The organism is Streptomyces canarius (assembly GCF_014650735.1).
Taxonomy (GTDB): domain Bacteria; phylum Actinomycetota; class Actinomycetes; order Streptomycetales; family Streptomycetaceae; genus Streptomyces; species Streptomyces olivaceoviridis.
In genome coordinates this window covers 17,987-30,368 of record NZ_BMVN01000033.1, presented here as the reverse complement: position 1 = coordinate 30,368, position 12,382 = coordinate 17,987, and the positions used below count along the sequence as shown (strand labels likewise).

10 protein-coding genes are annotated in these 12,382 nt (G+C 71.6%); 4 read left to right on the top strand and 6 right to left on the bottom strand.

Translation table 11 applies throughout. From position 1 onward, the window contains the following. Window positions 1-25: 25 nt before the first annotated feature. On the bottom strand, window positions 26-418 hold the full coding sequence (locus IE294_RS33390; protein WP_189892360.1) for a hypothetical protein: 393 nt from the start codon (window positions 416-418) through the stop codon (window positions 26-28). 97 nt (window positions 419-515) lie between these two features. On the opposite strand from IE294_RS33390, the gene IE294_RS33385 reads away from it, so the two are divergent. Genes IE294_RS33385 through IE294_RS33375 form a run of 3 tightly spaced genes read left to right on the top strand, consistent with a single transcriptional unit; the run spans window position 516 to window position 3,740 of the window. Continuing rightward, window positions 516-1,034, top strand: a complete 519-nt coding sequence (locus tag IE294_RS33385) for a tetratricopeptide repeat protein (RefSeq protein WP_189892456.1) — start codon at window positions 516-518, stop codon at window positions 1,032-1,034. Window positions 1,035-1,083: 49 nt separating this feature from the next. Then, entirely contained in the window at window positions 1,084-3,003 is a 1,920-nt protein-coding gene (locus IE294_RS33380) for a hypothetical protein (protein WP_189892358.1), read from the top strand. Between the two features lie 47 nt (window positions 3,004-3,050). Then, window positions 3,051-3,740 (top strand): TetR/AcrR family transcriptional regulator, encoded by a 690-nt coding sequence (locus IE294_RS33375; protein WP_229917538.1) that lies wholly within the window; start codon window positions 3,051-3,053, stop codon window positions 3,738-3,740. On the opposite strand, the gene IE294_RS33370 is transcribed toward IE294_RS33375, so the two are convergent. Genes IE294_RS33370 through IE294_RS33360 form a run of 3 tightly spaced genes read right to left on the bottom strand, consistent with a single transcriptional unit; the run spans window position 3,737 to window position 5,714 of the window. Then, a complete protein-coding gene (locus tag IE294_RS33370; RefSeq protein ID WP_189892357.1) occupies window positions 3,737-4,555 on the bottom strand; it encodes an SAM-dependent methyltransferase in 819 nt (272 codons plus the stop codon). The two genes, IE294_RS33375 and IE294_RS33370, sit on opposite strands and share 4 nt — an antisense overlap. Window positions 4,556-4,593: 38 nt before the next feature. Further along, on the bottom strand, window positions 4,594-4,845 hold the full coding sequence (locus IE294_RS33365; RefSeq protein ID WP_014672316.1) for a DUF397 domain-containing protein: 252 nt from the start codon (window positions 4,843-4,845) through the stop codon (window positions 4,594-4,596). Then, on the bottom strand, window positions 4,842-5,714 hold the full coding sequence (locus IE294_RS33360) for a Sco1979 family transcriptional regulator (protein ID WP_189892355.1): 873 nt from the start codon (window positions 5,712-5,714) through the stop codon (window positions 4,842-4,844). The genes IE294_RS33365 and IE294_RS33360 overlap by 4 nt, the downstream gene beginning before the upstream one ends. Before the next feature lie 246 nt (window positions 5,715-5,960). Here IE294_RS33360 and IE294_RS33355 point away from each other — a divergent pair, with 246 nt between their 5' ends. Beyond that, entirely contained in the window at window positions 5,961-6,407 is a 447-nt protein-coding gene (locus IE294_RS33355) for an ATP-binding protein (RefSeq protein ID WP_189892353.1), read from the top strand. Between the two features lie 19 nt (window positions 6,408-6,426). Here the strand turns inward: IE294_RS33355 and IE294_RS33350 are convergent, their stop codons facing one another. Both IE294_RS33350 and pulA read right to left on the bottom strand, forming a co-directional pair. Next, window positions 6,427-6,789, bottom strand: a complete 363-nt coding sequence (locus IE294_RS33350) for a 5-carboxymethyl-2-hydroxymuconate Delta-isomerase (RefSeq protein ID WP_189892351.1) — start codon at window positions 6,787-6,789, stop codon at window positions 6,427-6,429. 132 nt (window positions 6,790-6,921) lie between these two features. Continuing rightward, window positions 6,922-12,315, bottom strand: coding sequence for a pullulanase-type alpha-1,6-glucosidase (gene pulA, locus IE294_RS33345; RefSeq protein ID WP_189892349.1), 5,394 nt, complete (start codon window positions 12,313-12,315; stop codon window positions 6,922-6,924). Between the last annotated feature and the right edge of the window lie 67 nt (window positions 12,316-12,382).

Here is a 12,382-nt window from a genome sequence, read left to right as displayed (position 1 = left end):
CCTTCGCCGTGCCCGAAGGCGCTCGTCAGCCGCTGTGCGCGTGGTGGTCGGCGCCGTCCTCCAGGTCGCCGCCGAGCGTGCCGCGCAGCGCCTTGACCACCCCGTCGTCGCCGACGGCGACCCACTTGCGGCCGACCAGGTAGTGACCGCCGTAGTCCTTCGCGTCGTTGATCCACTCACGCTGGCCGCGGTCGGTGGCGAAGGTGGCGAGGATGAACCTGCCCTTTCCGGTGCCGCAGATGGCCTGGCGGATCTCGTCCGCGTCGGTCTGCATGTTCGGCGCGCACTTCACCTCGGCGGCCAGGTGCTCCAGACTGCCGGTCGCGGTGGGCGGCACGGACTCCGTCGTCCCGCCCGAGCCGCAGCCCGCCAGCGTCAGTACGGCCGCGACGCCGAGCAGCAGTCCTGTCAACCTCATCTGTTTCCTCCGGTCCGGTGGGCCGAGCATGCCCCGACGCCCTCGGATACGGCTCCCGCGCGCGCTGCGCTCAAATCCGGTGACCGGGCGCGCACGGGTGTGCGAGGGTGACGCGGTGAACCAGAACTGGGAAGACCGCGTGACCGCCGCCTGGGCCGTCTTCGACGCGTATCCGGAGGAGCGCGCCCACGAGTTCCGCGCCCTGATCGACACCCTCGTCGCCGAACTGCCGGACGACAGCCCGCTCGGGCCCTTCGAGCAGGCCTGCGCCTGGGACTCCACCGGGCACTCCGACAAGGCGGTGCCGCTGTACCGGGAGGCACTGGCCCGCGGACTCGACGGGTACAAGGGCCGCCGGGCGAAGATCCAGCTGTCGAGCTCGCTGCGGAACACCGGCCGGGCGGCGGAGGGCGTCAAGCTCCTCACCCCCGAACTGGACGCGCCCTCGGACGAGTTGGACGACGCGGTACGGGCCTGTCTCGCCCTGTGCCTGTCCAGCCTCGGCCGCGACCGCGAGGGCCTGTCCCTGGTGCTCGGCGCGCTCGCCCCCCACCTGCCGCGGTACCAGCGGTCGATGGCGAACTACGCCCGCGCGCTGGTCGAACCCCGGGTGTGAATCACTCGTCCGGCGGTGACCAACCACCGGCTCGCTCGTTCTCCCGGACGTGCAGTCACAGGATGTGTCCCAGCGTCACGCACCCTCCCCCGCCGGGAGCGCGGGCCCGGTCGACGTCGAGCAGGCCGAGGCCGCGCTCGTCGAGCACTACCCCCGGCTGGTCCGGCTCGCCTACCTGGTGCTGCCGCCGGGCCTCGGCCGCAGCCGCCGGGTCCTGACCGCACACGCCCTCGCCCAGCGCGCCCTGCCCCGGGGCCGCAGACAGCCGTCCGTGATCCCGGCCCAGGCCGCCGGCCGGGAGGGCGACCCCGGGTACGCCTACCTGCGCGAGCGGGTCCTGCGCACGGCCCTGGAGGCGGCCCGCCCCCGCAAGGGCCTGACCCGGCTCTCCCAGCTCCCTGCGCCGCTGCCGCAGGTGTGGGGCCTGAAGCTGTTCCCGCGCTCCGGCGGCGCCGACGAACTCGCCTTGGACCAGCGGCTGTCCGCCCTGTCCGGCCCGGCCCGCGCCGCCTACGTCCTGCGCGGCCTGGAGAAGCTGCCCGACCCGGACATCCGCGACCTGCTCGACGCCGCCGGGGTCGCCGACCCGGGCGGCGCGCTGGCCTCGGCGAACAGTGTGCCCATGCAGCCGGGGCTGCTCTCCTCACCCGAGTTCGACCCCTGCTCGCTCCAGGCCCGGCCCACCGATCTGATGCGCCGCCGCCAGCACACCAAGGCCGCCCTCGCCGCCGCGGCGGCGCTCGCGGTGTGCGGCGCGCTGGTCGCCCTGCCGGGCGGCGGCTGGGGCCCCGACGGCGCCGCCGCGCCCGCCTACGCCGGAAACCCGGCCGCCGAGGCCGCCCTCGACCCCGGCAAGGTGGTCCGGGTCTCCCCGACCGCCTGGCGGACCTCGGCCCGGACCGACTTCTCCGTGTGGCCCGCGCGCGGCCCGCTCACCGGCGACAAGGCCCTGCTGCGCCGCGCCCTCGCCGTCTGGGCCCGCCCCGGGGAAGCGGTCCGCGTCTCGGCGACCCCGGGCACGCAGACCGGCGGCCCGGCCGGCCCGCCCCAGTTGCTGTACGCGGGCGAGGTCGACGCCGCCCGGGTGGTGGTCCTCTACGACGGCCTGCGCATCGCCCGCTACGCCGAGCCGAAGAACGGCACGCGGGGCGCGGCGCTGGACTTCGCCCGGGTCGACGGCGCGACGGGCGCCGGGGCGAGCGCGCTGGTGCTGGGCCGCTCCGACGGCAACGTCCGCTACCTGACCGCCCCGTGGGTGACGAGGGCGGCGCAGCGGGACCTGACGAAGCCGGACGCGGGCGCGACGCCGCTCACCCTCGCCGACGGCGTCACCGCGCCGCTGGCCAGCCCCGCCGTGCGGACCGGCGGCTGCGCCTCGTGGACCGTGCTCCAGCTGACCGACGCCTCCGGCACCCGGCTCACCACCGACCTCGGCGAGCTGGTCCCGGCCCACCTCACGGCCGGCCGGCCCGGTGCGCCCGGGGAGGCGTCCGGCCCGCGGGGCCTGCGCACCTGGGCGCCGTTCGCCTGCTCCCTGGCGGCCGAGCGCTCGTCGGGCATCCGGAGCGTCAACGCCTGGGCGTACGCCGAGCAGCCGCTGCCCGAAGGCACCGGGCTCGGCGCGTGGGTGTGCACCCGGGCGGAGACCTGGCGCGGCGACGGCACGGCCGCGCTGGCCCAGTTCCGCACACCGGGCGGGGCGGCCGGGGCGGTCGTCGCCAAGGGCACGGATGTGCCGGCCTGTGGACCGCGTGATCCTCATGTGCTGGCCGGGGTGCTGTGGAAGTCGTCGGCGGGGACCTGGTACCTGCTGGCGGCGGGCAGCGAGGGGACGTCGTCGGTCTCCGCGACGGGCGGGGTCACGGCGTCCGCGCCGGGACCGCTGCTCGCCGTCAAGGCCGAGCAGGGCGCGCGGGCGGACCTGAAGGGGACCCTGACGGACGGCCGGGAGATCGGCGGGCTGCGCTAGCCGGCAGGAGCTCACGAGCGGCCGGAACCAATCGGTAAAGTGTTCGTATGAGTACCGGGGTGCGCCGCAGGATGGGTGTCGAGGAACGTCGGCAGCAGCTGATCGGCGTCGCCCTCGACCTGTTCAGCCGACGCTCGCCCGACGAGGTCTCCATCGACGAGATAGCCTCGGCGGCGGGCATCTCCCGGCCGCTCGTCTACCACTACTTCCCGGGCAAACTCAGCCTGTACGAGGCCGCGTTGGAGCGTGCGTCGGAGGATCTCGCGAGCCGTTTCGCCGAGCCGCACGAGGGTCCGCTGGGTGCCCGGCTGCTGCGGGTGATGGGCCGCTTCTTCGACTTCGTGGACGAGCACGGCCCCGGTTTCTCGGCCCTGATGCGCGGCGGCCCGGCGGTCGGCTCCACGACCACCAACGCGCTCGTCGACTCCGTCCGGCAGGCCGCGTACGACCAGATCCTGTCCCACCTGGGCGTGACCGAGGCCTCCCCGCGCCTGGAGCTGGTCGTCCGCTCCTGGATCTCGCTCGCCGAGTCCACGGCGCTGATCTGGCTGGACGGCCGGCGCATCCCGCGCGCCGAGCTGGAACGGCAGCTCGTCCACGACTTCGCGGCGCTCGCCGCCGTCAGCGCCGCCTACGACGAGGAGATGGCGGCGGTCCTGCGCGGCACCCTCAAGGAGGAGCCGGCCGAGAGTCCGCTCGGCGAACTGGTCGGCCGGCTGATAGCGCTCGCCTCCTAGGGCTTGATGCCCACCCCCGTCCACAGGCTGACCTCGGCGTCCGTGGGGGTGTCGGAACCGGTCCGGGTGGTGTCGGGGCGCCAGTGGTGGCCCACGGTGACGCCCGGGTCGAGGAGTTCGAGCCCGTCGAAGAAGCGGGTGACCTGCGCACGGGAGCGGAACTGCACCGGGGTGCCCGCGGAGGTGTAGATGTCGGTGACCTTCTGCCAGGTGTCCGGGTCGAAGTCGGGCGTGCAGTGGCTGAGCGCCAGGGCGCTGCCGGAGGGCAGGATGCCGAGCAGGCGACGGACGATGCCGTACGGGTCCTGGGCGTCGGTGACGAAGTGCATGAGGGCGTTCAGGGACAGCGCCACGGGCCGGCTCAGGTCCAGTACCGCGGTGAGCTCGGCGGAGTCCAGCAGCGTGTCGATGTTGTTGACGTCCGCCTCTATGTACGTCGTACGGCCCTCGCGGGTGCTGCGCATGAGGCGCTCGGCGTACTTGAGGACGAGCGGGTCGTTGTCGGCGTAGACCACCCGGGCGTCGGGGACCACGGACTGGGCCACCTGGTGCAGGTTGGGCTCGGTGGGGATGCCGGTGCCGATGTCCAGCCACTGGCGGATGCCGTGTTCCCGGGCGAGGACGCGGGTGGCCCGGTGCATGAAGGCCCGGTTCTCACGGGCGCACACGAAGATGGCGGGATACGCCTCGGCCACGCGTTCGGCGGCCTGCTTGTCGACCTCGAAGTGGTCCTTGCCGCCGAGGTAGTAGTCGTACATGCGGGCGGAGTGCGGCCTGCTGGTGTCGATACTCCGTGTGGGCTGCGAGCTGGTCATCCTGTCCCTTTCGGTGGGGGGTGCGTCGGCTGTCCGGGTCAGTGGGCCGTCAGGTGGTCGGCCAGGCCTCTCTTGACCCCCGTGACGAACGCCGTGATCTCTTCCGGCGTGTAGATCAGCGCGGGACCGTCGGGATCCGTCGACTGCCGCACGGCCACGCGTCCGTCGGCGAGTCGCTTCGTCTCCACGCACTGGCCCCCGTTGGGGCCGCTCCACGGGCACTCCCAGCCCTGGTCCCCCAGGTCCGAGGCGGGCATCCCGTTGTAGACACTGCCCTCGGCGATGGTCATGAGTACTCCTTGCGCATGCGGTCCAAGAGCGCCCTGCTGTCCGCGGACGAGGTCAGCAGCGACATGCGGTTGTGCGCCTCCAGATGCGCCACGACGTCGGAGCGCTGGTCGAGGTACACGGCGGCGGAGAGGAGCTCGCTGTAGACGATGTCGGGCAGTTCCGGCTCCTCGAACCGGAAGTAGGTGAAGGGAGCGCACGCCCCGACGTGCGCGCACGCCGAGAAGGGCACGATGTCGAGGCTGACGTGCTCCAGTTCCGAGACTTCGAGCAGCCGGTCGATCTGCTCCCGCATCACCTCGGGCCCGCCCACGACCCGGTGCAGCACGGTCTCCTCCATCACCACCCAGAGGGTGGGCGCGTCGGGCTTCTCCAGCAGGCTCTGGCGGCGCAGCCGCAGGTCGACGCGCCGATCGAGGTCCTCGGAGGTGTCGTTCGGGAAGCCGCCGCCCAGGGTCGCCCGGGCGTAGGCGGGCGTTTGCAGCAGCCCGGTGACGTAGTGCGGCTCGTAGGTCCGCAGCACCTTCGCACCGGTCTCCAGGCTCACGTAGGCCGTGAACCAGGCGGGTACCACATCGCGGTACGGGTGCCACCAGCCCGGCTCGTTGGCCCGTTCGGCGAGGGCGACGAACTCGTCGATCTCCTGCTGGTCGGCGCCGTAGGTCTGGAGCAGCTTCTCGACGTAGAGGATCTTCAGACCGACCTCGGCCTTCTCCAGCCGGCGGATGGTCAGGGGCTTCACCCGCAGGGCCCTGGCCGCGTCGTCCAGGGAGACGCCCGCGCCGAGGCGCATGTCCTGCAACCGTCGGCCGAGGATCATGCGGAGAACGGTGGGTGCACTGCTGCCGGCGCCCGCGCGTACCTCGTTCATGCTGCCCTGCCTCCTGAGAGTTCGTCACCAGGACCGAGGATATGGCGATGTGATGCGTCGATCGGACCGGATCACGTCCGGCTGAAATTATCAGGGAGGCAGTTGCAGTGTGAACTAGTCCGCGAGCATAGTTACTTGTGTGACGAAGCCCCCGTCACACGAGACGCACACGCGCCAACATCCATACCGGTAGGGCCAGTTGGTGAACGCGTCGTTTATCGCGCCCCTCCATGGAAGGCGACCGCCGTGTCCCCCCACACGACTTCCTCACTCCGGCACCTGGGCGGAGCGAACACCGACCGCGCGCACTGGCTCGAACTGCCGGGTCACCGCACGAGCGTCAGAACGGCGCGGCGTTTCGTCAGCGCACGGCTCTCCAACTGGCGGGTGCCCGAAGACGCCTGCGCGAACGCCGTGCTCCTGGTGTCCGAGCTGGCCACCAACGCGGTACTGCACACCCTCAGCCTGCGCATCCTGTGCGGTATCCGTCTGCTGTCGGACGCCGGCCTGCGCCTGGAGGTGCACGACCGGGACGACTCGGGCCGCCGCCTGCCCCGCCGCGTGCCGGGTCCCGACGACGAGGGCGGCCGAGGACTGCTGCTCGTGCAGGAGATCGCGGACAGCTGGGGAGTCGTCCCTTCGCCGCTCACCGGGGGCAACGCGGTCTGGGCGAACCTGGCCACCGGCCTATGAGCACCGGCGGGCGGCGAACCTAGCGCTCGAACTTCCGGTAGGAGGCAGCGAGGTCGCGCACCTCGGCGGAGGCGTGCAGGACGAACCCGTCGTCGCGCACGTGCTCGCGCAGCAGTTCGAGGACGGCCTCGGTCAGGCGCGTCTTGGTCTCCTCCGTGCGGCCGGCGAGCAGGCCGATCGTGACGTGGACGACGGCGTGCCGCTGCTCCTCGGGGTCCTCGTAACCGAACGCCGTGAGCGCGCTGGGCCGGAACTGCGTCTTGCACGCTTCCGGCTTCGCGTCCGCGATCTCGACGGTCGCCGTGTGCAGGGCGCGGGCGAAGCCGGCGCGGTCGAAGGCCGGAGTCATCACGGCGGAGTAGTCGACGGTGATCTGCGGCATGGGGCTCACTCCTGTTCCCGGGCAACGGTGTCACCCTAGCCCGGGTGCCGCCGCCCCGGTCCGGGCGCCTCCCTGCGGTGAGGTGGGGCGGACCCCGGGCGGGGGCCGCCCCACCTCACCGGTGCCCGCACGTCACCGCCGGGTGAAGACCGCCACGGTACGGCCGGGGACGGCGAACGTCCCCGAGTCCGGGGCGAACGCCGCGGTCTTCACGACCGGGTCCGCCCCCGACGCCTGCACCGGATGCAGCCGGTAGTGCTCCCCGGCCAGCGCGGCGATCCGCTGCTCCTGTGTTGCGGGCGTCGCGTTGAACACCACCACCAGGTCACCGAGGCGCATGGTGATCACACCCGGTGTCTCGTCCTTCCCGGACAGCGGGAACGACAGCTGTTCCTGCACCCGCGCGGCCGTTCCGAGCGAGAACGCCTTCTCGGTGGTGCGGATCTTCAGCAGGTCCCGGTAGGCGGCCGAGGCGCCGGTGATCTGCTCACAACCGACCTTCACGCTCGTGAGCAGCGGCCGGGCGTAGTCCCACTTGGAGGCGTTGTCGGCGGCCGGGGGCAGTCCGCGCCCGAAGCCGTTGCCGTCGGCGCAGTTCCAGTGGATGGCGTTGAACCAGTCCCCGCTGTCGAACGAGTTGCGGTCCAGGGACTTGGAGCGCAGCAGGTCGGTGCCGGCCTGGGAGAGCGCCGGGCCCTGGGAGAGGGCGGCCGTGGCCATCGCCAGGACCTGCATCCGGGCCCGGTCGGGCGCGGTCGTGTCCTTGGGCAGCTTGTAGGTGAGTGCGTCGAAGAGGGACTCGTTGTCGTGCGCGTCGACGTAGGCGAGGGCGTCGCCGGGCGCTGCCGCGTACCCGGCGGGTGCTCCGTTGTAGTCGACCCCGGCGCCGGTCACCTCCGTGCCGTCGGTGTCCGTGAACCGGTATTCGGCCAGGTTGCCGGTCAGACCGACCTTGATCAGGTCCTGGTAGTGCAGCAGCCGGGCCTTCTGCTCCTCCTTGCTGCCGTTGGCCGTGGACGTGTTGGGGTCGGTGTAGAGGCCGGAGGCGAAGCCCTGGACGCCGGGGTCGGCGTCGAAGGGGCTCCCGCCGCGCACCGCGTCCCGGGCACGGTCGGAGAAGGTGGCGATGCCGGTGCCGGCCATGTTGGCCTGCGTGGCCTGCACGAACCGGGCGTCGCCCGCGACCTCGCCGAAGTTCCAGCCCTCCCCGTACAGAATGATCCTCTTGCCGTCGACGCCGTCCTTCTGCACGGTCAGCGCGTCCAGCGCCTTGCGGACGGCCAGGATGTTGGCCTTGGGGTGGTGGCCCATGAGGTCGAAGCGGAACCCGTCCACCTTGTACTGCCTGGCCCAGGTGACGATCGAGTCCACCACCAGCTTGCCCATCATCGCGTTCTCCGGCGCGGTGTTGGCGCAGCAGGTACTGGTCGCCACCGAGCCGTCGGCCAGCAGCCGCTGGTAGTAGCCCGGCACGATCCGGTCCAGCACACTGGTCTCCGCCTGCCCGCTCGCCGCCGTGTGGTTGTAGACGACGTCCATCACGACCCGCAGCCCGTCCTGGTTCAGCGACTGCACCATCCTGCGGAACTGGACGGTACGGGCCGTGCCGTCCGGATCAGTGGCGTAGGAACCCTCCGGGACCGTGTAATGGAACGGGTCGTAACCCCAGTTGTAGGCATCCTTCGCGGCGGACTTCCCCACACACTCCTGCTGCCGGTCGGAATCGGCCGGATAGGAGGCCAGGTCACACTCCGGACCCGCCTGATCGGCCTTCCGCTCCGGAATCGTGGCGATGTCGAACGCGGGCAACAGATGGACGTACGACGTCCCCGCCCGCGCCAGCGCCCGCAGGTGCTTCGAGCCGTCGCTGTCCTTGTCCGTGAAGGCCAGGTAGGTCCCTGGGTGCTTCGCCGTGCGGTCCTCTACGGAGAAGTCCCGGATGTGCAACTCCTGGATCTGCGCGTCCTTCAGCGGCACGGCCCTGGGCTTGCGCAGCGCCGACCAGCCGGCCGGAGCGAGGGACCGGTCGTTCAGGTCCACGACCAGACTGCGTTCGGAGTTCGCGGTCAGCGCGACCGAGTACGGGTCGGTGACCTCGTTGGTGACCACCTTGCGGACGCTGGGCGCCCAGACCTTCACCACGTACCGGTAGGGCTTGCCCTTCCAGGAGGCCGGGCCGGTGACGGACCAGACGCCGGTGGTGTCGTCCCGGCGCATCTTCACGGCCGTGCCGTCGAGGTCGAGGTGGACGCTCTGCGCGGTCGGTGCCCAGACCGCGAGGGTCGGCCTGCCGTCGTGGAAGGTCGGCCCGAGGGCGGCCTTCGTCGCGCCGGGGTACAGGTCGTCCAGCACGCCGGCGATCTGCACGCCGGTCGCGGCCAGCACAGCCCCGCCCGCAGCGCGCTGCGAGGCCACCAGCTGGCCCCGGACCGCCGCACGCACCCGGTCCCGGTCGCGCGGGTCGACGGACCAGGCGGTGTAGTCCCTCAGATGCGGGAACCTCGCCTTCTGCGCGTCGGTCAGCGCGGTCTTCTCCAGCCGGATCCAGTGCTCGTCGTCACTGCTCAGCGTCCCGTTCTTGACGGTGATCGAGCCGTCGCGGGAGGAGAGCAGCTGGGTGGAGGCGGCGCCGTCGACGCCGTTCCAGGCGACGGTGTCCCGGTCGATCCAGACCGCCTTGGAGGTGGTCAGGTCCAGCGCGGCGGCGCTGCCGGCCGGCTGGGGCAGCAGGTACTGCTCCTGGCCGTTCACCAGCCAGACCTCGTTGCCGCTGGCCTTGAGGTCCAGGGACTGGTCGGCCGGGAGATCCTTCTCGTCGCCCTTGTGGATGATGTAGCTGAGGCTGGTGGCACCCTCGGTGAGCGGCACCTCGAAGACCGCGCCATAGGCATCAGTCTTCACCGGCTCCAGCGGGTCCGACCAGTCGGTGGGGTGCGCGGCACCCGTCCAGACGTGCAGGCCCCAGCCGTCGTAGTTCCCGTCGGCGCGGTGGTAGTGCAGGACCGCCTTGGACTTGTCCTGGGCGGGATAGTCGGGCCGTTCGGTGCGTACCTCGGCCTTGCCCTGCTCGATCCACACCTCACCCGTCCTGGTGACGTCGATGGACCGGTCGGCGGAGACGTCCTTGGTGCCGTCCTTGTCGATGACCAGGAAGCCGACGGTGGAGGCGCCGGGCTTGAGCCTGACGTAGGCGAAGGCGCCGTAGGCGTCCCGGCCCGTGAAGGGGTGGCCGGCCGGCCAGTTCGTGGCCTCGCCGTCGGCGAGGTCGCCCCAGGCGTACAGGCCCCAGTCGGCGTAGTCGCCGTCCGTGCGCTGGTAGTGGACGATCGCGTAGTCACGGGAGGAGGCCGTGGGGACCTCGGGCGCGGGCGGGGTGCCGGTGGTGCTGCTCGCCGTGGCGCTCGCGGTGTGCCCGGCCGAGTCGATGACGACGGCCTTGTAGCGCAGGGCGGTGCCGGCGGGCACGTCCTTGCCGAGGGTCTGGGTGACCTGGTAGGGGGCGTGGTCGGCGGAGCCGAGCGTCTTCCACGTGCCGTTTGCGACCTGGGCGGCGAAGACGACCCGGTTGAGCTGTCCGCCGTCGACGCCGGCCTTGAGGACGACCGTCCCGGTGGCGCCGGCGGCCGGGGCGGTCAGGGTGATCAGCGGCTTGGTGGCCGGCTTGTCGAGGGTGCCGGCGGCCTTGTAGACGACGGCGGAACCGGCCGGGACGGTGACGGTGACCTTCCTGTCGCCGTCGGACGTCACCGAGCCGGTGGCCCCGTAGACGCCCCGGTACGCCATGTCCGCGGATCCGGTCGCGAAGGTCGCCGTCTTCTCGGAGTCGGCGTTGTTGAACGCGACGACGTACTCCTGGCCCGTCCGGGCGTCGGTGCGCGTGACGGCGTAGACACCGGGCCCGTCGGCCGCGTACCGCTCGGTCTGCACTCCGTCGGTCAGGGCGGGGTTGGCCTTGCGGAGCCCCGCGAGCGCGGCGATCTGCCGGTACAGCGGGGCCTTGGTGTCGTAGGCGGCGCTCGCGTGGGTGCGGTCGGTGCCGATCTCGTCGTCGTCGAGGTAGTCGGCGACCTGGGAGGCGAACATGGTCTGGCGGGCGTCCTTGTCGCCGCCGGAGCCGGTGAAGCCCTGCTCGTCGCCGTAGTAGACGACCGGGTTGCCCCGGCTGAGGAACATCAGCTCGTTGGCGAGCCTGTCCTTCTTCAGGATCTCGGCGTCGGTGGCCTTCGGGTTGTCCTGCTTCAGGAAGTACCCGATGCGGCCCATGTCGTGGTTGCCGAGGAAGGTGACCTGTTCGTAGGCGTTGGCCTTGTCGGTCGTGTACGTGTAGTCGTCACCGAAGACGCTCGCCAGCTTGCGCGCGCTGCCGCCCTGGGAGGCGTAGGCGCGGGCCGCGTCCTGGAAGGGGAAGTCGAGGGTGGCGTCCAGGCGGCCCTGGGTGACGTACGGGGAGGTGACGGCGGTGTCGGCGGAGTAGACCTCGCCGAACATGAAGAAGTTCTTCCGTCCGTGCCCGGCCGCGTACCGGTCCAGCGCGGTCGCCCACTGGGTCCAGAACTCCATGTTCACGTGCTTGACGGTGTCGATCCGGAAGCCGTCGACGGCGAAGTCCCGCACCCACCGCTCGTAGATCTTCTCCATGCCGTGGACGACCTCGGGACGCTCGGTCCACAGGTCGTCCAGGCCGGAGAAGTCGCCGTAGGTGGTGGACTCGCCGGCGTACGTCGAGTCGCCCCGGTTGTGGTACATCGTCGGGTCGTTGAGCCAGGCCGGGACCTTGCTCCCGCTCGTGGCCATCGGGGTGTACGGGAAGGAGGCGCCGGAGACGGCCGGGAACTGCCGGCCGCCGTCGGCGTAGTCGGCGTCGTCGAAGGGCTTGCCGTCCTTGGTGAGGTAGGGGAAGGCGCCCTTGGACAGGTAGTCGTAGGACTTCTCGTCGTAGTCCACGACGTCGGCGGTGTGGTTGGTGATGACGTCGAAGAAGACCTTCATGCCCTTGGCGTGGGCCTTGGAGATGAGGGACTTGAGGTCGGCGTTGGTGCCGAAGTGCGGGTCGACCTGGGTGAAGTCGGTGATCCAGTAACCGTGGTAGCCGGCGGAAGCGTTGCTGCCGGTGCCCTGCACGGGGCGGTTCTTGAAGATCGGCGCCAGCCAGATGGCCGTGGTGCCGAGCCCCTTGATGTAGTCCAGCCGCTTCGTCAGGCCCTTGAGGTCGCCGCCCTGGTAGAAGCCCTTGTCGGTGGGGTCGTACCCGGTGGACAGGCGGGAGCCGGTCAGGCCGCCCCTGTCGTTGGAGGTGTCCCCGTTGGCGAAGCGGTCCGGCAGGACGAAGTAGAACTGCTCGCGGGTGGCGTCGTGCCGGGCGGGTACGGCGGCGAGCCGCGCGTCCGAGGGGGGCGCGGGCGGGCCGGCCGCGTGGGCGGCCAGCGGCTGGAGCAGCGCGGCGGCGAGGGCGACGGCGGTGACGGCCGCGGCCCGTCGACGGTGCGGGGTACGGCGCCTGCGCGGCGCCGGCCATCTCGGTATCACAGGTGATGACTCCTTGCGGGGGTGGCTCAGGGTTTGCGGCAAGGGGCGTGAAACCTCCCGCAAGAGG